The organism is Proteus vulgaris (assembly GCF_023100685.1).
Taxonomy (GTDB): Bacteria; Pseudomonadota; Gammaproteobacteria; order Enterobacterales; family Enterobacteriaceae; genus Proteus.
On record NZ_CP090064.1, the window covers coordinates 130,285 to 152,305 of the forward strand.

Here is a 22,021-nt window from a genome sequence, read left to right on the forward strand (position 1 = left end):
GAGTTATATGCAGAACGATTACACTCTCTCATCAATCGAAATGGGTACGAGTAGTGATCATTTACGTTTATAAAAAATAGTTGGAGCTCTGGTCTCATGCAGAACCAAAGAATCCGTATCCGCCTGAAAGCTTTTGATCATCGTCTGATTGATCAATCAACTGCGGAAATCGTAGAGACTGCTAAGCGCACTGGTGCGCAAGTTCGTGGTCCAATCCCACTGCCGACTCGCAAAGAGCGTTTCACAGTGTTGATTTCTCCGCACGTTAATAAAGATGCGCGTGATCAGTATGAAATTCGCACTCACAAACGTCTGGTTGACATCGTTGAGCCAACCGAGAAAACCGTTGATGCTCTGATGCGTCTGGATCTGGCTGCCGGCGTAGACGTGCAGATCAGCCTAGGTTAATCAGGTCATCAAGCGATTGAGAGGTTGAAACAATGATTGGTTTAGTCGGTAAGAAAGTAGGAATGACTCGTATCTTCACTGAAGATGGCGTTTCAATCCCTGTAACCGTTATCGAAATTGAAAACAACCGTGTTACTCAGGTCAGAGATCTGGAGAAAGACGGTTATCGTGCCATTCAGGTGACTACTGGTAGCAAAAAAGCTAACCGTGTACTGAAACCTGAAGCAGGTCATTTTGCTAAAGCTGGTGTCGAAGCTGGCCGCTTACTACGTGAATTCCGTCTGAACGAAGGCGAAGAATACACTGTAGGTCAAAGCATTAGCGTAGAAATTTTCGCTGACGTTAAAAAAGTCGACGTTACTGGAACATCTAAAGGTAAAGGTTTTGCTGGTACTGTAAAGCGCTGGAACTTCCGTACTCAAGATGCTACCCACGGTAACTCCTTGTCTCACCGTGTTCCGGGTTCTATCGGTCAGAACCAGACTCCGGGTAAGGTGTTCAAAGGCAAGAAAATGGCAGGTCAACTGGGTAACGAACAAGTTACCGTTCAGAGCCTGGAAGTAGTACGTGTTGACGCTGAGCGCAACCTGCTGCTGGTCAAAGGTGCTGTTCCAGGTGCAACTGGCAGTGACCTGATCGTTAAACCAGCTGTCAAGGCGTAACGTCGAGGAGATAGGAATGGAATTGGTAATGAAAGACGCGCAAGGCGCGCTGACTGTTTCCGAAACTACCTTCGGGCGTGACTTTAACGAAGCGCTTGTGCACCAAGTAGTCGTTGCATACGCTGCTGGTGCTCGTCAAGGTACTCGTGCTCAGAAAACCCGTGCTGAAGTTTCTGGTTCAGGCAAAAAGCCTTGGAGACAGAAAGGTACAGGTCGTGCACGTTCAGGTTCAATCAAGAGCCCAATTTGGCGCTCTGGTGGTGTTAGCTTCGCAGCTAAACCACAGGACCACAGTCAAAAAGTAAACAAAAAGATGTACCGCGGTGCTCTGAAGAGCATTCTGTCTGAACTGGTACGTCAAGATCGTCTGATCGTCGTAGAGAAGTTCTCTGTTGAAGCGCCTAAAACTAAGCTTTTAGCACAGAAACTGAAAGATATGGCTCTGGAAGATGTTCTGATCATCACTGCTGATGTAGATGAGAATCTGTATTTAGCAGCGCGCAACTTATATAAAGTTGACGTACGTGATGCAGCAACAATCGACCCTGTTAGCTTAATCGCCTTCGACAAAGTCGTCATGACTGCTGACGCTGTGAAGCAAGTTGAGGAGATGCTGGCATGATCCGTGAAGAACGTCTGCTGAAAGTACTGCGCGCGCCGCATGTATCTGAAAAAGCTTCTATCGCGATGGAAAAATCAAACACCATCGTTCTCAAAGTTGCTAAAGACGCGACCAAAGCAGAGATTAAAGCAGCTGTACAAAAACTGTTTGAAGTCGAAGTTGAAAGTGTTAACACTCTGCTGATGAAAGGCAAAGTGAAACGTCACGGTCAGCGTATTGGTCGTCGTAGCGACTGGAAAAAAGCTTACGTCACCCTGAAGGAAGGCCAGAATCTGGACTTCGTCGGCGGCGCTGAGTAAGTCGGAGGAGTAAAGAACAATGGCAATTGTTAAATGTAAACCTACGTCTCCGGGCCGTCGCCACGTAGTTAAAGTGGTAAACCCTGAGCTGCATAAAGGGAAACCTTATGCGCCATTGCTGGAAAAAAACAGCAAGTCCGGTGGTCGTAACAACAATGGTCGTATCACTACCCGTCATATTGGTGGTGGTCACAAACAGGCTTACCGTATTGTTGACTTCAAACGCAACAAAGATGGTATCCCTGCAACAGTAGAACGTCTGGAATATGATCCAAACCGTTCAGCTAATATCGCTTTAGTGCTGTATGCTGATGGTGAACGTCGCTACATTCTGGCTCCAAAAGGCCTGAAAGCGGGTGATAAAGTTCAGTCTGGCGTTGATGCTGCTATCAAAGCGGGTAACACCTTACCAATGCGTAATATCCCGGTTGGTTCTACAGTTCATAACGTAGAAATGAAACCAGGTAAAGGTGGTCAGTTAGCTCGTTCAGCTGGTACTTACGTTCAGATCGTTGCTCGTGATGGTGCTTATGTCACTATTCGTCTGCGTTCTGGTGAAATGCGTAAAGTTCCTTCTGATTGCCGTGCAACTATCGGTGAAGTTGGCAACTCTGAGCACATGTTACGCGTTCTGGGTAAAGCTGGTGCAAGTCGCTGGCGTGGTATTCGTCCTACCGTTCGCGGTACTGCGATGAACCCAGTCGATCACCCACATGGTGGTGGTGAAGGTCGTAACTTTGGTAAACACCCTGTAACACCTTGGGGCGTTCAAACTAAAGGTAAGAAGACCCGTAAAAACAAACGCACTGAACATTTCATCGTTCATCGTCGTACTAAGAAATAATTAGAGGATAAGCCATGCCACGTTCTCTCAAGAAAGGTCCTTTCATTGACCTGCACTTGCTGAAGAAGGTAGAGAAAGCGGTGGAAAGCGGTGACAAAAAGCCTGTTAAGACTTGGTCCCGTCGTTCAACGATCTTTCCTAACATGATCGGTTTGACCATCGCTGTCCATAATGGTCGTCAGCATGTTCCAGTTTACGTTTCCGACGAAATGGTTGGTCACAAACTGGGTGAATTCGCGCCGACCCGTACTTATCGCGGTCATGCAGCCGATAAAAAGGCTAAGAAAAAATAAGGTAGGAGGAAGAGATGGAAACTATCGCTATGCATCGCCACGCTCGTTCTTCTGCTCAGAAGGTTCGCTTAGTAGCTGACCTGATTCGCGGTAAGAAAGTGTCGCAAGCTCTGGAAATTTTAACCTTTACCAACAAGAAAGCTGCTGGTTTAGTGAAGAAAGTACTGGAGTCTGCTATTGCTAATGCAGAACACAACGATGGCGCTGACATTGATGATCTGAAAGTAGCTAAGATCTTTGTTGACGAAGGTCCTTCTATGAAGCGCATTATGCCTCGTGCAAAAGGCCGTGCAGATCGTATTCTGAAGCGCACCAGCCACATCACTGTGGTTGTGTCTGATCGCTGAGACTCTGGAGACTAGCAATGGGTCAAAAAGTACATCCTAATGGTATCCGCCTTGGCATTGTCAAGCCTTGGAATTCCACATGGTATGCGGGTACCAATGAATTCGCTGACAACCTAGACAGCGACTTTAAAGTACGTCAGTACTTAACTAAAGAACTGGCTAAAGCATCTGTATCTCGTATCGTTATCGAACGTCCTGCGAAAAGCATCCGTGTGACTATTCACACTGCTCGTCCAGGCATCGTTATCGGTAAAAAAGGTGAAGATGTTGAAAAACTGCGTAAGCACGTAGCGGATATCGCTGGCGTTCCTGCGCAAATTAATATCGCCGAAGTACGTAAACCTGAACTAGACGCAAAATTAGTTGCTGACAGCATCACTTCACAGCTGGAACGTCGCGTTATGTTCCGTCGTGCTATGAAGCGTGCAGTACAGAACGCAATGCGTTTGGGCGCTAAAGGTATTAAAGTGGAAGTAAGTGGTCGCTTAGGTGGCGCTGAAATCGCTCGTACTGAATGGTATCGTGAAGGTCGAGTACCTCTGCACACTTTGCGTGCAGATATCGACTACAATACCTCAGAAGCACAAACCACTTATGGTGTGCTCGGCGTTAAGGTATGGATCTTCAAAGGTGAGATCCTGGGTGGTATGGCTGCAGTTGAACTGGCGGAAAAACAACCGGCAGCTCAACCTAAAAAGCAGCAGCGTAAAGGCCGCAAGTAAGGAGAGTCGCTGATGTTACAACCAAAGCGTACAAAATTCCGTAAAGTGCACAAAGGCCGCAACCGTGGCTTAGCTGCTGGTGCGGATGTAAGCTTCGGGACTTACGGTCTTAAAGCTGTGGGCCGTGGTCGTCTGACTGCACGTCAGATCGAAGCGGCACGTCGTGCAATGACCCGTGCAGTTAAGCGTCAGGGTAAAATCTGGATCCGTGTGTTCCCAGACAAACCAATCACTGAAAAGCCGCTCGAAGTCCGTATGGGTAAAGGTAAAGGTAACGTTGAGTATTGGGTTGCCTTAATCCAGCCAGGTAAAGTCCTGTATGAAATGGATGGTGTGCCTGAAGAACTGGCCCGTGAAGCATTCAAGCTGGCGGCAGCAAAACTGCCTATCAAAACCACCTTTGTAACTAAGACGGTGATGTAATGAAAGCAAAAGAGCTGCGCGAAAAGAGCGTTGAAGAGCTGAACACAGAACTGCTGAACTTACTGCGTGAGCAGTTTAATCTGCGTATGCAGACTGCAAGTGGTCAGTTACAACAGTCTCATCTGTTGAAACAAGTGCGTCGTAATATCGCACGCGTTAAGACTTTACTGACTGAGAAGGCGGGTGCGTAATGACCGATAAAATCCGTACTCTGCAAGGTCGTGTAGTTAGTGACAAAATGGAAAAATCTATTGTCGTTGCTATCGATCGTATGGTTAAACACCCATTATATGGTAAGTTTATCCGTCGTACGACCAAACTGCATGTACATGACGAGAACAACGAATGTGGAATTGGTGACGTAGTTGAAATTCGTCAAACACGTCCACTGTCTAAGACTAAGTCTTGGGCGTTAGTTCGCGTTGTAGAAAAAGCTGTTCTGTAATAAAATAGCCTTTTCGTACGAAATAAACGGCTCAAAACTGAACGAGCCGTTTATTTTTTCTGTCCATATCGAGAATGTGGTGTTATAATGCCGCTCCCTCGTATTATGGGATATTGAACGGCCTCTTCTAATGTGGAAGTGGCTCAGTAGTAGTTGACATTTAGCGGAGCACTAAAATGATCCAAGAACAGACTATGCTGAACGTGGCCGACAACTCCGGTGCACGTCGCGTAATGTGTATCAAGGTTCTAGGTGGCTCGCACCGTCGCTACGCAAATGTAGGTGACATCATCAAAATTACCATCAAGGAAGCAATTCCACGTGGTAAAGTTAAGAAAGGTGATGTACTGAAAGCGGTAGTGGTGCGCACCAAGAAGGGTGTTCGTCGCCCTGACGGTTCTGTCATTCGCTTCGATAGCAACGCTTGTGTATTGTTAAACAACAACAGCGAGCAAGTTATTGGTACGCGTATTTTTGGGCCGGTTACTCGTGAACTTCGTAATGAGAAGTTTATGAAAATAATCTCTCTGGCACCTGAAGTACTCTAAGGAGCAGGCAATGGCAGCGAAAATCCGTCGTGAAGACGAAGTTATCGTTCTTACTGGTAAAGATAAAGGTAAGCGCGGTAAAGTAAAACAGGTTCTTTCTTCTGGTAAAGTTATCGTTGAAGGTATCAATCTGGTTAAAAAACATCAGAAGCCAGTTCCGGCTCTGAATCAACCAGGTGGCATCGTTGAAAAAGAAGCTTTTATTCAAGTTTCTAACGTTGCAATCTTCAATGCGGCAACCGGTAAGGCTGACCGTGTAGGTTTTAGATTTGAAGACGGCAAAAAAGTTCGTTTCTTCAAGTCTAATAAAGAAACTATCAAGTAATTTGGAGTATACGATGGCGAAACTGCATGATTACTACAAAGGCGAGGTGGTCCAACAACTGATGTCTCAGTTTGGTTACCATTCTGTCATGCAAGTCCCTCGGGTCGAGAAGATCACCCTGAATATGGGTGTTGGTGAAGCGATTGTTGATAAAAAACTGCTGGATAATGCAGCAGCTGATTTAGCAGCAATCTCAGGTCAAAAACCTTTGATCACCAAAGCACGCAAATCTGTTGCAGGCTTCAAAATCCGTCAGGGCTATCCGATCGGCTGTAAAGTGACCCTGCGTGGCGAACGCATGTGGGAGTTCTTTGAACGCCTGATCTCTATTGCTGTACCTCGTATTCGTGACTTCCGTGGTTTATCCGCTAAGTCATTTGATGGACGTGGTAACTACAGCATGGGCGTACGTGAGCAAATCATCTTCCCTGAAATCGATTACGATAAAGTGGATCGTGTTCGTGGTTTGGATATTACCATTACTACGACTGCGAAATCAGATGATGAAGGTCGCGCACTGTTAGCAGCGTTTAACTTCCCGTTCCGCAAGTAAGGCAGGGCATTCATGGCTAAGAAATCTATGAAAGCACGTGATGTAAAACGTGCGAATTTAGCTGAGAAATTCTTCGCAAAACGCGCAGAACTGAAAGCTATCGTTTCAGATGTGAATGTATCTGATGAAGATCGTTGGAATGCTGTTCTGAAACTGCAAACTATGCCACGTGATTCAAGTCCTTCACGTCAGCGTAACCGCTGCCGTCAAACTGGACGTCCGCACGGTTTTCTGCGGAAATTTGGTCTCAGCCGTATTAAAGTCCGTGAAGCCGCTATGCGCGGTGAAATCCCGGGCCTTAGAAAGGCTAGCTGGTAATTACCATAATTGAATCACGGGAGTAAAGACAGATGAGCATGCAAGATCCCATCGCGGATATGCTGACCCGTATCCGTAACGGTCAGGCCGCGAATAAAGTTGCGGTCACAATGCCTTCCTCCAAGCTGAAAGTGGCGATTGCCAACGTGCTTAAGGAAGAAGGTTATATTGAAGATTTTAAAATTGAAGGCGACACTAAGCCAGAACTGGAAATCACTTTAAAATATTTCCAAGGTAAGGCTGTAGTAGAAAGCATTCAGCGCGTAAGCCGTCCAAGTCTGCGCATCTATAAAAGAAAAGATGAGCTGCCAAATGTTATGGCAGGACTGGGCATCGCTGTTGTTTCTACCTCAAAAGGTGTTATGACTGATCGTGCAGCTCGCCAAGCAGGTCTTGGTGGCGAGATTATCTGCTACGTAGCTTAATTCGGGAGGAAAGAATGTCTCGTGTGGCAAAAGCACCCGTCGTCATTCCTGCCGGCGTAGAGGTTAAACTCAACGGTCAGGTTATTACGATTAAGGGTAAAAACGGCGAGCTAACTCGTACTATCCATAATGCAGTTGAAATTCAACATGCTGACAACCAGTTAACTTTCGCACCTCGCGATGGTTTTGCTGATGCATGGGCACAGGCGGGTACTACTCGTTCTCTGTTAAATGCTATGGTTGTAGGTGTTACCGAAGGCTTCACTAAAAAACTGCAACTGGTAGGTGTAGGTTATCGTGCGTCTATTAAAGGCAATGCGGTTAACTTATCAGTAGGTTTTTCACATCCAGTGGAACACCAACTGCCAGCAGGCATCACAGCTGAATGCCCAACACAAACTGAAATCGTACTGAAAGGTGCGGATAAGCAAGTGATTGGTCAAGTAGCAGCTGAACTGCGTGCTTACCGTCGCCCTGAGCCTTATAAAGGTAAAGGTATTCGTTACGCCGACGAAGTTGTGCGTATCAAAGAGGCTAAGAAGAAGTAAGGTAACACTATGGATAAGAAAGCAGCTCGTATCCGTCGTGCGACCCGCGCACGCCGTAAGCTCCAAGAATTGGGTGCGACTCGCCTGGTGGTACACCGTACCCCTCGCCATATTTATGCGCAGGTTATTGCACCAAACGGTTCTGAAACATTGGTGGCCGCTTCTACTACAGAAAAAGCCATCATTGAGCAACTGAAAAACACTGGAAACAAAGAAGCAGCAGCAGTAGTTGGTAAAATCGTTGCTGAACGCGCTCTGGAAAAAGGTATCAAAGTAGTATCATTTGACCGTTCCGGTTTCCAATATCATGGTCGAGTCCAGGCACTGGCAGATGCTGCCCGTGAAGCTGGCCTTCAGTTCTAAGGTAGGAGTGTAAGATGGCTCACATCGAGAAACAAGCTGGCGAACTGCAGGAAAAGCTGATCGCGGTAAACCGCGTATCTAAAACCGTCAAAGGTGGTCGTATATTTAGCTTCACCGCTCTTACAGTAGTTGGTGATGGTAATGGCCGCGTTGGTTTTGGATATGGCAAAGCTCGCGAAGTTCCGGCAGCAATCCAGAAAGCGATGGAAAAAGCCCGTCGCAATATGAAAACCGTCGCTTTAAACAACGGTACTCTGTTCCACCCTGTAAAAGGTACCCACACAGGATCTCGCGTATTTATGCAGCCTGCTCACGAAGGTACTGGTATCATCGCAGGTGGTGCAATGCGTGCAGTTCTAGAAGTGGCTGGCGTTCGTAACGTACTGGCTAAAACCTATGGTTCCACAAACCCGATTAACGTGGTTCGTGCAACACTGGACGCTTTAGATAGCATGAAGTCTCCAGATATGGTCGCAGCTAAGCGTGGTAAATCCGTTGAAGAAATTCTGGGGTAATGACCATGGCTAAGACTATTAAAATTACTCAAATACGCAGCACAATCGGCCGTTTGCCAAAACATAAGGCAACAATGGTTGGTTTAGGACTGCGTCGCATCGGTCACACTGTAGAACGCGAAGATACACCAGCAGTTCGCGGTATGATCAACTTGGTTTCCTATATGGTTAAAGTTGAGGAGTAAGAGATGCGTTTAAATACTCTGTCTCCGGCTGAAGGTGCCAAGCATGCGCCTAAACGTGTAGGTCGTGGTATTGGTTCTGGCTTAGGTAAAACTGGCGGACGTGGTCACAAGGGTCAGAAGTCTCGTTCTGGCGGTGGCGTACGTCGTGGTTTTGAAGGCGGCCAGATGCCTTTATATCGTCGTTTACCAAAATTTGGTTTTACTTCACGTAAATCTTTCGTGACTGCGGAAATCCGCCTGTCTGATTTAGCTTACGTTGAAGGCGATGTAATCGATCTGAATGCACTGAAAGCCGCAAACGTTGTTGGCCCACAGATTGAATTTGCAAAATTAATTCTGTCTGGCGAGGTTAACCGTGCAGTGACTATTCGTGGTCTGCGTGTTACCAAAGGTGCCCGTGCAGCAATCGAATCAGCTGGCGGTAAAATTGAGGAATAAGTGACAGATGGCTAAACAACCAGGTTTAGATTTTCAGAGTGCTAAAGGTGGTGTTGGTGAACTAAAACGCAGACTTTTGTTTGTTCTTGGTGCACTAATTGTCTTTAGGATTGGCTCTTTTATTCCTATCCCTGGTATTGATGCCACTGTGCTTGCCAAATTGCTCGATCAGCAAAAAGGCACCATCATTGAAATGTTTAACATGTTCTCTGGTGGTGCTCTTAGCCGTGCTTCTATCTTTGCGCTGGGTATCATGCCTTATATTTCGGCATCGATTATTATCCAACTTTTATCAGTGGTTAACCCTCGGTTAGCAGAGATTAAGAAGGAAGGGGAGGCCGGTCGTCGTAAGATCAGCCAATATACCCGTTATGGTACTTTGGTGCTGGCGATATTCCAATCAATTGGTATCGCAACAGGCTTACCGAATATGCCAGGAATGCAAGGTCTGGTAATTAATCCAGGTCTACCATTCTATATTACGGCTGTTGTGAGCTTAGTCACTGGGACAATGTTCCTAATGTGGTTAGGTGAGCAAATCACTGAACGTGGTATTGGTAACGGTATCTCAATCATTATTTTTGCGGGTATCGTTGCAGGTCTTCCGCCTGCCATTGGTCAAACCATCGAGCAGGCACGGCAAGGCGAACTGCACTTCCTCCTGTTATTGTTGGTTGCAGTATTGGTGTTCGCGGTTACTTTCTTTGTTGTTTTTGTAGAAAGAGGACAACGTCGTATCGTTGTTAACTATGCAAAACGTCAACAAGGGCGTAGAATATACGCGGCACAAAGTACACATCTACCACTTAAAGTAAATATGGCGGGTGTTATACCAGCAATTTTTGCTTCAAGTATTATCCTGTTTCCTGGTACAATAACCTCTTGGTTTGGCGATGGTACAGGGTGGGGTTGGCTGACGACGATTTCTTTAAATCTACAGCCTGGTCAACCTATTTATGTGTTACTATACGCTGCTGCAATCATATTCTTCTGTTTCTTCTATACGGCGTTGGTTTTCAACCCAAGAGAAACGGCAGATAACCTGAAGAAGTCCGGTGCATTTGTACCAGGAATTCGCCCGGGAGAGCAGACGGCTAAATATATAGATAAAGTAATGACTCGTTTAACCTTAATCGGTGCCTTGTATATTACCTTTATCTGTCTCATCCCGGAGTTCATGCGTGACGCAATGAAAGTACCTTTCTATTTTGGTGGTACTTCCCTCTTAATCGTGGTTGTGGTCATCATGGATTTTATGGCTCAAGTGCAAACCCTCCTGATGTCAAGTCAGTATGAGTCTGCATTGAAAAAAGCAAATCTTAAAGGTTAATTACTGATAAGCGATTTGTTTTAGAAGTTACGGAGAGTAAAAATGAAAGTTCGTGCTTCCGTCAAGAAAATGTGCCGTAACTGCAAAATTGTTAGACGTCACGGTCACGTGCGTGTAATTTGCAGCGTCGAGCCTAAGCATAAACAGCGTCAAGGCTAATTTATTGCATTTTTTTCTTGCAAAGTTCGGTTGAGCTGGCTAAATTAGCCAGCCCAATCTTTTATAATATATACAGTATTGTTTGAGTATCCTGAAAACGGGCTTTTCAGAATGGTACTGTATAAATGCTAATTTAGGAGTGCATAGTGGCCCGTATAGCAGGCATTAACATTCCTGATCATAAACATACTGTAATCGCATTAACTTCGATTTACGGTATCGGTAAGACCCGCTCACAGGCTATCTGTGTAGCTGCTGGTATTGCTGAAAATGTTAAGATCAGTGAGCTGTCTGAAGAGCAAATCGACAAGCTGCGTGACGAAGTTGCCAAATACGTTGTAGAAGGTGATCTGCGTCGTGAAGTTACCCTGAGCATCAAACGTCTGATGGATCTTGGTACTTACCGTGGTTTACGTCATCGTCGTGGTCTACCAGTTCGCGGTCAGCGTACTAAGACTAACGCACGTACCCGTAAGGGTCCGCGTAAGCCGATCAAGAAATAATCGGGGTATTTGAACAATGGCAAAAGCACCTATTCGTGCACGTAAGCGTGTAAGAAAACAAGTCTCTGACGGTGTGGCTCATATCCATGCTTCTTTCAACAACACAATCGTTACTATTACCGATCGTCAAGGTAACGCATTGGGTTGGGCTACTGCCGGTGGTTCCGGTTTCCGTGGTTCTCGTAAATCTACTCCGTTCGCGGCTCAGGTTGCAGCAGAACGTTGCGCTGAAGCTGTTAAAGAGTACGGAATTAAGAACTTGGAAGTTATGGTTAAAGGACCTGGTCCTGGTCGTGAGTCAACTATCCGTGCATTAAACGCGGCTGGTTTCCGCATCACTAATATTACTGATGTGACTCCGATTCCTCATAACGGTTGTCGTCCACCGAAAAAACGTCGCGTTTAATAACGTTTTCGTTTTTAGGAAAGTTGGAGAAAGAAAATGGCAAGATATTTGGGTCCTAAGCTCAAGCTGAGCCGCCGTGAAGGTACAGATTTATTTCTAAAATCTGGCGTTCGGGCGATTGACACCAAGTGTAAACTGGAACAAGCACCAGGTCAGCACGGCGCACGTAAACCGCGTCTTTCTGATTACGGTGTTCAGTTACGTGAAAAACAAAAAGTACGTCGTATTTACGGTGTTCTAGAACGTCAATTCCGTAACTACTATAAAGAAGCAACTCGTCTGAAAGGCAACACAGGTGAAAACCTGCTGACTCTGCTGGAAGGTCGTCTGGATAACGTTGTTTATCGTATGGGCTTTGGCGCAACTCGCGCAGAAGCACGTCAGATGGTTAGCCATAAAGCAATCATGGTAAATGGTCGCGTGGTTAACATTGCTTCTTATCAGGTTTCCCCGAATGACGTAGTCAGCGTTCGTGAAAAATCGAAAAAACAGTCTCGTATCAAGGCTGCTTTAGAGCTGGCTGAACAGCGTGAAAAGCCAACATGGCTGGAAGTTGATGCTGCTAAGATGGAAGGTGTGTTCAAACGTATTCCTGAACGTACTGACTTGTCTGCTGACATTAACGAGCACCTGATCGTCGAGCTTTACTCCAAGTAAGGCTTAGCACCAAAGAGAGGACACAATGCAGGGTTCTGTGACAGAGTTTCTAAAACCGCGCCTGGTTGATATCGAGCAAGTCAGTTCGACGCACGCCAAGGTGACCCTTGAGCCATTAGAGCGAGGCTTCGGCCATACTCTTGGTAACGCACTGCGCCGTATTCTGCTTTCGTCTATGCCGGGTTGTGCGGTAACAGAGGTTGAGATTGATGGTGTACTGCATGAGTACAGCACCAAAGAAGGTGTTCAGGAAGATATCCTAGAAATACTGCTCAACCTTAAGGGGTTGGCGGTAAAAGTTCATGGTAAAGATGAAGTTATTCTTACTTTGAGCAAATCTGGCATTGGCCCTGTTATTGCAGCCGATATCATCCATGACGGTGATGTCGAAATCGTCAAGCCGCAGCACGTTATCTGCCACCTTACAGACGAAAACGCATCTATTAATATGCGTATCAAAGTTCAGCGTGGTCGTGGTTATGTGCCGGCTTCTGCCCGAATTCATTCGGAAGAAGATGAGCGCCCTATCGGTCGCCTTTTAGTAGACGCGTGCTATAGCCCAGTTGAGCGTATTGCTTATAATGTGGAAGCAGCTCGTGTTGAACAGCGTACCGACTTGGATAAGCTGGTAATCGAGATGGAAACTAACGGTACTATCGATCCAGAAGAATCGATTCGCCGTGCAGCGACTATCCTGGCTGAACAGCTTGAAGCTTTTGTTGACTTACGTGATGTTCGTCAGCCAGAAGTTAAAGAAGAGAAGCCAGAATTCGATCCTATCTTACTGCGCCCAGTAGACGATCTTGAATTGACTGTCCGCTCTGCTAACTGTCTGAAGGCAGAAGCAATCCACTACATCGGTGATCTGGTACAGCGTACTGAAGTTGAATTACTTAAGACGCCTAACCTTGGTAAGAAATCTCTTACTGAGATTAAAGACGTACTGGCGTCGCGTGGTCTATCTCTGGGTATGCGCCTTGAGAATTGGCCACCTGCAAGTATCGCTGATGAATAAGATCACAGGTTAAGGTTTTACTGAGAAGGATAAGGTCATGCGCCATCGTAAGAGTGGTCGTCAATTGAACCGCAACAGCAGCCATCGTCAGGCTATGTTTCGTAACATGGCAGGTTCTTTAGTTCGTCATGAGATAATCAAGACAACTTTGCCTAAAGCGAAAGAACTGCGTCGCGTCGTTGAGCCGCTGATTACTCTTGCCAAGACCGACAGCGTAGCTAATCGTCGTCTGGCATTCGCCCGTACTCGTGATAACGAAGTCGTGGCAAAACTGTTTACAGTATTAGGTCCGCGTTTTGCGAGCCGTGCAGGTGGTTACACTCGTATTCTGAAGTGTGGCTTCCGTGCTGGTGACAACGCTCCAATGGCTTACATTGAGCTTGTTGACCGTGCTGATTCTGAAACAGAAGCAGCAGCTGAATAATTTAATTATTATTTAGTGAAGCGAATAAAAAGACCGGATTTTTTAATCCGGTTTTTTTATATCTATTGGAAAACGCTATTCACAAGATATAAAGGTTTCTCTTTTTATATTTTATTTTTGCATTCCTCTTTACTTTCTTTTGTGTTGTATCATATTTATTTTCTGCTGTTTCACCATACTGCTATTTTGTAATATAAGCTTCGCACTATATTTCAATTCTATTCTTTTGGTTATTTGCTATGCTTATTCATAATTAACAATGGAGGATGGTCCATGTATCGTATTGGGCAGGTTGCAAAATTAGCAAATGTAACAACAGATACAATCCGGTTTTATGAAAAACAAGGATTGATGGATCATGATAGACGCACAGAAGGTGGTTATCGCCTATATACTGAGCAAGATCTCCAACGTTTACGTTTTATTCGTTATGCAAAAGAGTTGGGTTTTACATTAGATGCTATTACTGAACTCCTTTCTATTCGTGTTGATCCTGCCCATCATACTTGTGTTGAATCAAAGCATATTGTTGATGCAAGACTAGCTGAAGTTGAAATTCGCTTGAAAGAGATGGAGCGAATGCGAGATTCATTAAAGATGTTGAGTAATGCGTGTTGTGGTAGTGCTCATGAGAGTACATATTGTTCAATTCTAGAAATACTTGAATCTGGAGCTACAAAGCAATAATATCTGTATCGTATTATTTTTTTATGTTCTTTAACAATTTAAGAGGTTTTTATGTCTAGCAAATATCAGCACCAAAAAGGTGTTATTAAAGATAATGCTTTAGCTGCGTTGGTTCACGATCCTTTATTTAGACAACGTGTAGAAAAGAATAAGAAAGGGAAAGGTAGTTTTATGAGAAAAGCGAAACATAACAAGAAGGGTAACTGGGAGGCCAGTGATAACAAAAGATTCTTTCAATTGTTATCACTGGCCTTTTAGTTTTTATTTCTGCTGATTTTTTAATAAATCGCGGATCTCTGTTAATAGAGTTTCTTCGGCCGATGGGGCAGGTGGTGCTTTCGGGGCTTCTTCTGCTTGACGGCGTGTTTTGTTAATTAATTTAATCGCACAGAAAATAGCAAATGCAACAATAGCAAAGTCGAAAACAGTTTGAATAAACATACCGTAATTTAGTACAACGGCTGGAACATCCCCACTTGCATCTCTTAATACAAGGCTAAACTGTTTAAAATCAATACCACCAATTAATAGTCCTAGTGGTGGCATGATGATATCTGCAACCAGTGATGAAACAATCTTACCGAAAGCTGCACCAATGATGACACCGACAGCCATGTCAACAACGTTGCCTTTCATTGCAAATTCACGAAACTCTTTGAAAAAAGACATAACCACCCCTTATTTATCTAAGTATAGATTTATTATGTAAAAATATAGTATCTAACATGATAATAGTAGACCATTATAAGTAACAATCACTATTATTCTTATTTCTACGTAATCGTTATAAGAAAAATGGACTAGGTTGGAAAAGCTTTTCAACTTCAGGAACATATTTTTTATCTGTGATAAACATAATCACATGATCGCCCTGTTCTATAGAGTGGCTTGCATTTGCAATAATGACATCTTCATTTCTGACAATTGCCCCAATAATAGTACCTGGTGGCAGTTTGATATCTTGTATACGACGACCAACAACTTTTGATGTATTCTCATCACCGTGAGCTACAGCTTCAATTGCTTCAGCAACACCGCGGCGTAATGATGAAACACTAACAATATCCGCTTTGCGAACATGACCTAAAAGTGCAGAAATAGTTGCTTGCTGTGGTGAAATTGCAATATCAATAACGCCACCTTGAACTAAATCAACATAAGCACTGCGCTGAATGAGGACCATTGCTTTTTTTGCTCCCATTCTTTTTGCTAACATAGCAGACATAATGTTTGCTTCATCATCATTAGTCAGCGCGATAAAGACATCGATTTGTTCTATATGTTCTTCTGCAAGAAGCTCTTGGTCTGATGCATCACCATAAAAAACAATTGTGTCATGAAGAAGTTCAGCTAGTTCTGTTGCACGCTGTTGATTATGTTCAATAAGTTTGACGCTATAATCTTTTTCCAATCTTGCTGCTAAACCTGCCCCCACATTACCACCACCCACAATCATAATGCGTTTATATGGTTTTTCTAATCGTTGTAATTCACTCATTACAGCACGAATATGCTGAGATGCGACAACAAAAAAGACCTCATCTCCAGCTTCTATGATAGTGGAGCCTTGAGGACGAATAGGCCTATCTTGACGAAAAATTGCAGCAACACGAGTATCAATATGTGGCATATGATCTCGTAATGTTGATAAAGCATTACCAACAAGGGATCCACCATAATAGGCTTTGACGGCAACGATACTGACTTGGCCTTCTGCAAAATTGACCACTTGTAACGCGCCAGGGTATTGAATAAGTTTATAAATATAATCAATAACTAAATGTTCTGGTGATATTAAATAATCAATGGGAATAGCTTCAGGTAAAAATAGTTTATCTGCTTCTCGAACAAATTCTGAAGCACGTATACGTGCAACTTTATTTGGTGTATTAAACAAGGTATAGGCAACTTGGCACGCTATCATGTTGGTTTCGTCAGAGTTGGTAACTGCAACCAACATATCAGCATCTTCCGCACCTGCTTCTCTTAAGATCCTTGGGTGAGAGCCATGCCCATTGACTACTCGTAAATCGAATTTATCTTGAAGTTGGCGTAAACGATCTGCATTAGTATCAACGACAGTAATATCATTATTCTCCCCGACAAGATTTTCAGCGAGAGTACCACCGACTTGACCAGCGCCTAAGATAATAATTTTCATCGTAATTTCTCAGAGTATTCGATTAACAAATAGAAAAGAAACGCAAGATCTTGATGATCTTGCGTTGAAATAGTAGCGTCTTTTAGATCCGATATCATCTTTTATCACAGGATCATATTTTTCTGATCAATGCATAAAAGAAACCATCGCCACCTTCCTCTTCTGGTAAACATTGATGTTGGTAATGGCATTGTGCATCTTTAGTTGATGTCAAAAATGCTTCAATTTGTTGTATGTTCTCTTCTGGAAGAATAGAACATGTAGCATAAACGAGTGTGCCACCGGATTTTAGGTATGGCCAAATAGCATGAAGAATTTCTTTTTGAATTTGAGCTAATTGCTCAATATCGTCATTACGACGAAGCCATTTGATATCAGGGTGACGGCGAATAACCCCGGTTGCTGAACATGGTGCATCAAGTAAAATGCGATCAAATTGCATACCAGCGCACCATTGTTCTGGATAACGTCCATCACCACTTTTGACGATTGCATTGAGTTTTAAACGAGTAAGATTTTCTTGTACCCGTTTCAAACGTTGTTCATCAATATCTACGGCTAAAACTTGAGCCTGGGGCGCTATTTCTAAAATATGAGTTGTTTTTCCCCCTGGTGCCGCACATAAATCGAGAATTTGTTCTTTATTTTCTGGTGCTAATAATTCAGCGCAACGTTGAGCTGAGCGATCTTGAATTGTTACCCAGCCATCTGCAAATCCTGGAAGAAGGTTGACGTTACATGGACTTTCTAAACGGATAGCAAAAGGATGGCTGTCATCAGCAATGGCTGAAATCTCATTATCTGTCAATAATACCAAATACTCTTCCCGTGAATGGTGTTGCTGGTTAACACGTAACCACATAGGTGGTTTTTGGTTATTGCCTTCAACAATACTCATCCATTGTTCAGGGTAAGCGCGCTTGATACGGGCAAGTAACCATGATGGATGAAGAAAACGACTTTCACTATTTTGAAAACGTTCATTAAGGATATCTTGTTGGCGTTGAAACTGACGTAACACACCGTTAATTAAGCCTTTTAACTGTGGTTTTTTTAGTGCAACAGCACCATTTACTGTTTCCGCGAGAGCTGCGTGGGGCGGAATACGTGTATAAAGAAGCTGATATAAACCCACCATAATGAGGTAGTGTAAAATGCGTTGTTTACCTTTTAGTGGTTTATCCATGAGTTGCTGAATAATCCATTCTAATTGTGGTAATGTGCGTAATACACCAAAGCAAATTTCTTGTAATAAAGCTTTATCTTTATCTGAGATATTTTTTTGAAGTTCAGGTATGACAGCACTTAGAGATAAGCCTTGATCTAATACCTGATTAATTGCTTTTGCTGCAATGCTACGTAAGTTGTATGACGTTTTCATAATGAGTCAACGTTTAATGTTGAGCGCCAGAGAAGTGTTACATTGGCGTGAAAAAAGGAAAACCCTGATAAGCATAAGTATCAGGGTTTAGAATTATTATTGAATGATTTTCCCAGGAGTGAACCAATCTCGCTTGGAGTTTAGGAAATCAGCAGAAGCCATAGGCTTTTTACCCGAAGGCTGTAATTCAGTAATATTTAGAATACCGTTACCTGTCGCAATATAAATACCTGTTTTATCTGCTTTTAATAAAGTTCCTACAGGTTGATTTGTATCATCTACAATAACGTGTGCTTTCCATACTTTTACTGGCTGTTCGTCTAGCATAAAGAAGCTCATTGGCCATGGGTTGAAGGCTCTTATACAGCGCTCAATTTGTTCTGCTGATAATGACCAATCAATTTTTGCTTCTTCTTTAGATAATTTTTGGGCGTAATTCGCTAAACTATCATCTTGTTTTTCGGCTTTTATTTTACCTGATGTAATCAGGTCTAGTGTAGTCGTTAGCGCTTTAGGGCCGAGTTCTGCTAGTTTTTCATAAAGTGACGCGCTAGTGTCTTCATTTGTAATTGGACATGATGCTTTATACAGCATATCACCTGTGTCTAAACCAACATCCATTTGCATAATTGTGACACCCGTTTCTTTATCTCCCGCCCATAAAGCGCGTTGAATAGGTGCGGCGCCACGCCATTTAGGAAGGAGAGAACCATGTACATTTAGACAACCTAAACGAGGAATTTCAAGAACAGCTTTAGGTAAGATCATCCCATATGCCACAACAATCATAATGTCAGCTTGTTGTTCTATAATCCATTCATGGTTCTCTTCTGGTTTTAAAGAGGCTGGTTGATAAACAGGAATATCATGAGTTAACGCCAGTTCTTTAACTGGGCTAATAGTCAGTTTCTTACCTCTTCCTGCGGGTTTATCTGGAGGAGTCATTACTCCCACCACACGATGTTGGGTTGATAACAATGCAGCTAAATGTCGAGCCGCAAAATCGGGTGTTCCCGCAAAAATAATACGTAATGAATCAGACACGTTTTCTTCCTGTTTCAATTTAACTGTTACTGTCCTGCTTTAGCTCTTTTTTTATCTAACTTGTCAAGTTTCTCAACTTTTTGACGGATACGTTGGCGTTTTAATGGAGATAAATAATCTACAAATAGTTTACCAACTAAATGATCCATTTCATGTTGAATACAGATAGCTAATAAGTCATCAGCTTCTAATTCAAAAGGCTGACCATTGTAATCAAGCGCTTTTACTTTTACGTGCTCAGCACGAGGAATAAAAGCACGTTGTTCTGGGATAGATAAACAGCCTTCTTCTATACCAGTATCGCCTTCGGCATCAAGAAGCTCAGGGTTTATTAATACCAGTCTTTGGTCTCTTGTTTCAGAGACATCAATGACGATTATGCGCTGGTGGATATCCACTTGTGTCGCAGCTAAACCAATACCTTCTTCTAAATACATCGTTTCAAACATATCATCGATGATTCTTTGAATTTCTGCATCAACTTTTTCGACTGGTTTTGCAATCGTGCGAAGGCGCTCGTCTGGATAATGTAATACGTGTAACACTGCCATAATTTATTCGGACTGTTTCTAAAATGTGAATAGGATTTAACGTCTATTCTAGACATTTATTATCTAGATTGACAGTATTTGGTGTGTTTAGCACTCATCCTGTTTGCTAAAAACAACATTAGGATAATGCTGCATGGATGCAAGGGAAATATGGATAAGGCTTAATGCTGTTTCAAGGTTACCGATTAATAAAGCAATTCAAATTGCAAAGTATTTACAATCAGTCTCACAACTAAATTATAGACAATTAAAAAGTTGTGGCTTGTCAGAACAGCAAAGTCATCAATTTTTAAGACTTCATGCAGATGCTGTCAATAATACATTAAAGTGGTTAGATAAAAATGAATCATCATTATTAACTATTACAGATTCAGATTACCCACCTTTATTAAAGCAAATATCATCACCACCGCTTTTGCTTTTTGTTGCAGGAAATCGAAAACATTTAATAAGCACACAAATTGCATTAATAGGTAGTCGAAATGCAACAGCATACGGCAATAAATGGGCGACTTACTTCGCACAAGAACTAGTAAAGAAAGAATTTACTATTACGAGTGGGTTAGCTCAAGGTATTGATGGAATAGGACATCGAAGTGCATTAAAGAATAATGGTGTCACTGTTGCAGTACTTGGAAGTGGTTTAGAACATATTTATCCCTCATTCCATCGTACTCTTGCAACACAAATAAAAGAGTCTGGCCTTCTAATTTCTGAACATTTACCAATGACTCCGCCTTTAGCTCGTCATTTCCCTCAACGTAATCGAATTATTAGTGGGTTAAGTGCTACATTGCTCATTATTGAAGCCGGGATTAAAAGTGGTTCTTTGATTACAGCCAACTATGCATTGCAACAAGGTAAGGAATTATTTGTTTTACCAGGGCTATTAGGGGATATTCATTTTGAAGGAAATCATCAACTGATTAAGCAAGGTGCAAATTTAGCATCTTCACCAGATGATATTTTAGAATATTTAAATAGTTCATTGCAGTGGCTTACTAGTGATTATGAATCTCCACAAGAGTCGATAGTCGAAAAGTTTATACAGGTTCCTGAGAATAAAAAAAAGGATGTTCAAATAGATCCACTGACACCAAATCAACAACAAGCAATTGATATGATATTACCCTTTTTACGTTTTAATGAAATAGTACCCATTGATGTTATTGCTCATGATAGTGGATTATCAACATCTGAATTAGCTCCTCTTTTATTAGAACTTGAGCTTATAGAAAAAGTCGTTATTGTGGCTGGTGGCTATACTCGATTGGAATAAGTGTATGAGGTAAAACAATGGCAAAAAATATGCCGTTTACACAGCACCCTAAACAGGAAAAATGCCCTGAATGTGGTAGTGAATTGGTCATGAAAAATGGTGGTCATGGCCCTTTTCTAGGATGTTCTGCTTATCCTGAATGCCACTATATAAAAACATTAAAGCCGCAAGGTGATGGTCAAATTATAAAAGTATTAGAAGGGCAACCTTGTCAATGTTGTGGCGCAGATTTAGTGTTGCGCCAGGGTAAATTTGGAATGTTTATTGGTTGTAGTAATTACCCAGAATGTGAACACATAGAACAAATTGATAAACCAGATGAAACTATTATTCCTTGTCCTCAATGTGAAAAAGGAAAACTATTACAACGTAAGTCTCGGTTTGGTAAAACATTTTATGCTTGTAACCAATATCCAGAATGTCAATTTGTATTAAATAATAAACCTGTTAATGGCGAGTGTGAGTATTGTCATTATCTATTATTGATGGAAAAAAGGTCTTCTCAGGGAGTAAGATTAGTGTGCGCCAGCAAATTATGTGGGAAGCCGCAAACAAAAAGAGAAGAACATGAATAACGAAGTATCACCTGTAAACAACACTATTATAGAAGCACTACAAAATAATAAAGTTATCGCATATCCAACAGAGGCTGTATTCGGGGTCGGTTGTGATCCTGATAGTGAACACGCTGTTATGGACTTATTAGCATTAAAACAACGTTCAATTGAGAAAGGATTAATTTTAATTGCTGATAATTATGAGCAACTAAAACCTTACATTGATGATAGTGCATTAACACATACTCAGCGAGACAGAATGTTTGCATCTTGGCCAGGGCCAGTTACATGGGTTATTCCTGCCAAATCAACGACACCAAAGTGGTTAACTGGCAAGTTTTCTTCTTTGGCTGTGAGAGTGACTGACCATGCGATTGTTAAAGAGCTATGTTTAACTTATGGAAAACCTTTAGTTTCGACTAGCGCTAATTTAAGTGGATTGCCACCATGTCGTACGGTTGAAGAAGTAAGAGAACAATTTCAGGATATCATTCCTATTGTTGAAGGCGATGTTGGCGGTAGACAAAATCCTTCTGAAATTCGAGATGCATTAACGGGTGAACTATATCGACAAGGGTGATTTT

38 protein-coding genes are annotated in these 22,021 nt (G+C 42.8%); 33 read left to right on the forward strand and 5 right to left on the reverse strand.

Annotated elements, in window-relative coordinates:
* The first annotated feature begins 96 nt into the window (after positions 1-96).
* The 30 genes from rpsJ to LW139_RS00760 all read left to right on the forward strand — a co-directional run bounded on the left by rpsJ (position 97) and on the right by LW139_RS00760 (position 14,722).
* Entirely contained in the window at positions 97-408 is a 312-nt protein-coding gene (rpsJ, locus tag LW139_RS00615; protein WP_001181005.1) for a 30S ribosomal protein S10, read from the forward strand.
* Positions 409-440: 32 nt separating this feature from the next.
* Positions 441-1,070, forward strand: coding sequence for a 50S ribosomal protein L3 (rplC, locus tag LW139_RS00620; protein WP_023583465.1), 630 nt, complete (start codon positions 441-443; stop codon positions 1,068-1,070).
* 16 nt (positions 1,071-1,086) lie between these two features.
* Positions 1,087-1,692: a 50S ribosomal protein L4 gene (rplD, locus tag LW139_RS00625; protein WP_023583466.1), complete on the forward strand. Its 606-nt coding sequence runs from the start codon at positions 1,087-1,089 to the stop codon at positions 1,690-1,692.
* Entirely contained in the window at positions 1,689-1,991 is a 303-nt protein-coding gene (rplW, locus tag LW139_RS00630) for a 50S ribosomal protein L23 (RefSeq protein WP_004246962.1), read from the forward strand. The genes rplD and rplW overlap by 4 nt, the downstream gene beginning before the upstream one ends.
* Positions 1,992-2,010: 19 nt before the next feature.
* The gene (rplB, locus tag LW139_RS00635; RefSeq protein ID WP_006535497.1) at positions 2,011-2,835 is read left to right on the forward strand and encodes a 50S ribosomal protein L2; all 825 of its coding nucleotides are present in this window, start codon (positions 2,011-2,013) and stop codon (positions 2,833-2,835) included.
* A 14-nt stretch (positions 2,836-2,849) separates the two neighbouring features.
* Positions 2,850-3,128 (forward strand): 30S ribosomal protein S19, encoded by a 279-nt coding sequence (gene rpsS / locus LW139_RS00640; protein WP_004246960.1) that lies wholly within the window; start codon positions 2,850-2,852, stop codon positions 3,126-3,128.
* Positions 3,129-3,142: 14 nt separating this feature from the next.
* Positions 3,143-3,475 carry a 50S ribosomal protein L22 gene (rplV, locus tag LW139_RS00645; RefSeq protein ID WP_006535498.1) on the forward strand — a complete coding sequence of 111 codons (333 nt, stop codon included), beginning with the start codon at positions 3,143-3,145 and terminating at the stop codon, positions 3,473-3,475.
* A 17-nt stretch (positions 3,476-3,492) separates the two neighbouring features.
* Positions 3,493-4,197: a 30S ribosomal protein S3 gene (gene rpsC / locus LW139_RS00650; RefSeq protein ID WP_166539175.1), complete on the forward strand. Its 705-nt coding sequence runs from the start codon at positions 3,493-3,495 to the stop codon at positions 4,195-4,197.
* 12 nt (positions 4,198-4,209) lie between these two features.
* Positions 4,210-4,620 carry a 50S ribosomal protein L16 gene (gene rplP / locus LW139_RS00655; protein ID WP_006535500.1) on the forward strand — a complete coding sequence of 137 codons (411 nt, stop codon included), beginning with the start codon at positions 4,210-4,212 and terminating at the stop codon, positions 4,618-4,620.
* On the forward strand, positions 4,620-4,811 hold the full coding sequence (gene rpmC / locus LW139_RS00660; RefSeq protein WP_064718511.1) for a 50S ribosomal protein L29: 192 nt from the start codon (positions 4,620-4,622) through the stop codon (positions 4,809-4,811). Before rplP ends, rpmC begins: the two co-directional genes overlap by 1 nt.
* On the forward strand, positions 4,811-5,065 hold the full coding sequence (gene rpsQ / locus LW139_RS00665) for a 30S ribosomal protein S17 (RefSeq protein WP_023583468.1): 255 nt from the start codon (positions 4,811-4,813) through the stop codon (positions 5,063-5,065). The genes rpmC and rpsQ overlap by 1 nt, the downstream gene beginning before the upstream one ends.
* A 176-nt stretch (positions 5,066-5,241) precedes the next feature.
* Positions 5,242-5,613 (forward strand): 50S ribosomal protein L14, encoded by a 372-nt coding sequence (rplN, locus tag LW139_RS00670; protein ID WP_047961675.1) that lies wholly within the window; start codon positions 5,242-5,244, stop codon positions 5,611-5,613.
* Between the two features lie 10 nt (positions 5,614-5,623).
* Complete coding sequence (rplX, locus tag LW139_RS00675) at positions 5,624-5,938, forward strand: 50S ribosomal protein L24 (RefSeq protein ID WP_166539176.1); 315 nt, start codon at positions 5,624-5,626, stop codon at positions 5,936-5,938.
* A gap of 13 nt (positions 5,939-5,951) precedes the next feature.
* The gene (rplE, locus tag LW139_RS00680; protein WP_166539177.1) at positions 5,952-6,491 is read left to right on the forward strand and encodes a 50S ribosomal protein L5; all 540 of its coding nucleotides are present in this window, start codon (positions 5,952-5,954) and stop codon (positions 6,489-6,491) included.
* 12 nt (positions 6,492-6,503) lie between these two features.
* Complete coding sequence (rpsN, locus tag LW139_RS00685) at positions 6,504-6,809, forward strand: 30S ribosomal protein S14 (protein ID WP_006535503.1); 306 nt, start codon at positions 6,504-6,506, stop codon at positions 6,807-6,809.
* 32 nt (positions 6,810-6,841) lie between these two features.
* Entirely contained in the window at positions 6,842-7,234 is a 393-nt protein-coding gene (rpsH, locus tag LW139_RS00690; protein ID WP_100158931.1) for a 30S ribosomal protein S8, read from the forward strand.
* 14 nt (positions 7,235-7,248) lie between these two features.
* Positions 7,249-7,782 (forward strand): 50S ribosomal protein L6, encoded by a 534-nt coding sequence (rplF, locus tag LW139_RS00695; protein ID WP_036933221.1) that lies wholly within the window; start codon positions 7,249-7,251, stop codon positions 7,780-7,782.
* A gap of 9 nt (positions 7,783-7,791) precedes the next feature.
* Positions 7,792-8,145 carry a 50S ribosomal protein L18 gene (gene rplR / locus LW139_RS00700; RefSeq protein ID WP_023583471.1) on the forward strand — a complete coding sequence of 118 codons (354 nt, stop codon included), beginning with the start codon at positions 7,792-7,794 and terminating at the stop codon, positions 8,143-8,145.
* Between the two features lie 14 nt (positions 8,146-8,159).
* Positions 8,160-8,660 carry a 30S ribosomal protein S5 gene (gene rpsE, locus LW139_RS00705; RefSeq protein WP_023583472.1) on the forward strand — a complete coding sequence of 167 codons (501 nt, stop codon included), beginning with the start codon at positions 8,160-8,162 and terminating at the stop codon, positions 8,658-8,660.
* 5 nt (positions 8,661-8,665) lie between these two features.
* Complete coding sequence (rpmD, locus tag LW139_RS00710) at positions 8,666-8,845, forward strand: 50S ribosomal protein L30 (RefSeq protein ID WP_166539178.1); 180 nt, start codon at positions 8,666-8,668, stop codon at positions 8,843-8,845.
* 3 nt (positions 8,846-8,848) lie between these two features.
* Positions 8,849-9,283 (forward strand): 50S ribosomal protein L15, encoded by a 435-nt coding sequence (gene rplO / locus LW139_RS00715; RefSeq protein ID WP_004246944.1) that lies wholly within the window; start codon positions 8,849-8,851, stop codon positions 9,281-9,283.
* A gap of 7 nt (positions 9,284-9,290) precedes the next feature.
* Entirely contained in the window at positions 9,291-10,613 is a 1,323-nt protein-coding gene (secY, locus tag LW139_RS00720; protein WP_006535510.1) for a preprotein translocase subunit SecY, read from the forward strand.
* A gap of 42 nt (positions 10,614-10,655) precedes the next feature.
* Positions 10,656-10,772 (forward strand): 50S ribosomal protein L36, encoded by a 117-nt coding sequence (gene rpmJ / locus LW139_RS00725; RefSeq protein ID WP_071788572.1) that lies wholly within the window; start codon positions 10,656-10,658, stop codon positions 10,770-10,772.
* 146 nt (positions 10,773-10,918) lie between these two features.
* Entirely contained in the window at positions 10,919-11,275 is a 357-nt protein-coding gene (rpsM, locus tag LW139_RS00730; protein ID WP_036914623.1) for a 30S ribosomal protein S13, read from the forward strand.
* A gap of 16 nt (positions 11,276-11,291) precedes the next feature.
* Positions 11,292-11,681 (forward strand): 30S ribosomal protein S11, encoded by a 390-nt coding sequence (rpsK, locus tag LW139_RS00735; protein WP_002919257.1) that lies wholly within the window; start codon positions 11,292-11,294, stop codon positions 11,679-11,681.
* Positions 11,682-11,717: 36 nt separating this feature from the next.
* Positions 11,718-12,338 carry a 30S ribosomal protein S4 gene (gene rpsD / locus LW139_RS00740; protein ID WP_004246942.1) on the forward strand — a complete coding sequence of 207 codons (621 nt, stop codon included), beginning with the start codon at positions 11,718-11,720 and terminating at the stop codon, positions 12,336-12,338.
* A gap of 25 nt (positions 12,339-12,363) precedes the next feature.
* Positions 12,364-13,353, forward strand: a complete 990-nt coding sequence (locus tag LW139_RS00745) for a DNA-directed RNA polymerase subunit alpha (RefSeq protein WP_006535513.1) — start codon at positions 12,364-12,366, stop codon at positions 13,351-13,353.
* Positions 13,354-13,390: 37 nt separating this feature from the next.
* Positions 13,391-13,777, forward strand: coding sequence for a 50S ribosomal protein L17 (rplQ, locus tag LW139_RS00750; protein WP_004246940.1), 387 nt, complete (start codon positions 13,391-13,393; stop codon positions 13,775-13,777).
* 273 nt (positions 13,778-14,050) lie between these two features.
* Positions 14,051-14,464 carry a Zn(2+)-responsive transcriptional regulator gene (zntR, locus tag LW139_RS00755; protein WP_069368787.1) on the forward strand — a complete coding sequence of 138 codons (414 nt, stop codon included), beginning with the start codon at positions 14,051-14,053 and terminating at the stop codon, positions 14,462-14,464.
* A gap of 51 nt (positions 14,465-14,515) precedes the next feature.
* Positions 14,516-14,722, forward strand: a complete 207-nt coding sequence (locus LW139_RS00760) for an alternative ribosome-rescue factor A (RefSeq protein ID WP_072071080.1) — start codon at positions 14,516-14,518, stop codon at positions 14,720-14,722.
* Positions 14,723-14,725: 3 nt separating this feature from the next.
* On the opposite strand, the gene mscL is transcribed toward LW139_RS00760, so the two are convergent.
* The 5 genes from mscL to def all read right to left on the reverse strand — a co-directional run bounded on the left by mscL (position 14,726) and on the right by def (position 19,601).
* Positions 14,726-15,133, reverse strand: a complete 408-nt coding sequence (gene mscL / locus LW139_RS00765; protein WP_023583476.1) for a large-conductance mechanosensitive channel protein MscL — start codon at positions 15,131-15,133, stop codon at positions 14,726-14,728.
* Between the two features lie 115 nt (positions 15,134-15,248).
* Positions 15,249-16,625, reverse strand: coding sequence for a Trk system potassium transporter TrkA (gene trkA / locus LW139_RS00770; protein WP_036933204.1), 1,377 nt, complete (start codon positions 16,623-16,625; stop codon positions 15,249-15,251).
* A 112-nt stretch (positions 16,626-16,737) separates the two neighbouring features.
* On the reverse strand, positions 16,738-18,006 hold the full coding sequence (gene rsmB, locus LW139_RS00775; RefSeq protein ID WP_227336285.1) for a 16S rRNA (cytosine(967)-C(5))-methyltransferase RsmB: 1,269 nt from the start codon (positions 18,004-18,006) through the stop codon (positions 16,738-16,740).
* 96 nt (positions 18,007-18,102) lie between these two features.
* Positions 18,103-19,050, reverse strand: coding sequence for a methionyl-tRNA formyltransferase (fmt, locus tag LW139_RS00780; protein ID WP_247850499.1), 948 nt, complete (start codon positions 19,048-19,050; stop codon positions 18,103-18,105).
* 26 nt (positions 19,051-19,076) lie between these two features.
* The gene (gene def, locus LW139_RS00785) at positions 19,077-19,601 is read right to left on the reverse strand and encodes a peptide deformylase (protein ID WP_109410203.1); all 525 of its coding nucleotides are present in this window, start codon (positions 19,599-19,601) and stop codon (positions 19,077-19,079) included.
* Between the two features lie 133 nt (positions 19,602-19,734).
* Between def and dprA the strand changes: the two genes are divergently transcribed.
* From dprA to tsaC, 3 genes are read left to right on the forward strand one after another with little or no spacing between them, the layout of a single operon-like run.
* Complete coding sequence (gene dprA, locus LW139_RS00790; protein ID WP_109410202.1) at positions 19,735-20,880, forward strand: DNA-processing protein DprA; 1,146 nt, start codon at positions 19,735-19,737, stop codon at positions 20,878-20,880.
* A 17-nt stretch (positions 20,881-20,897) separates the two neighbouring features.
* Positions 20,898-21,455 carry a DNA topoisomerase family protein gene (locus LW139_RS00795; protein ID WP_166539181.1) on the forward strand — a complete coding sequence of 186 codons (558 nt, stop codon included), beginning with the start codon at positions 20,898-20,900 and terminating at the stop codon, positions 21,453-21,455.
* The gene (tsaC, locus tag LW139_RS00800) at positions 21,448-22,017 is read left to right on the forward strand and encodes an L-threonylcarbamoyladenylate synthase type 1 TsaC (protein ID WP_166539182.1); all 570 of its coding nucleotides are present in this window, start codon (positions 21,448-21,450) and stop codon (positions 22,015-22,017) included. The genes LW139_RS00795 and tsaC overlap by 8 nt, the downstream gene beginning before the upstream one ends.
* Positions 22,018-22,021: the final 4 nt, after the last annotated feature.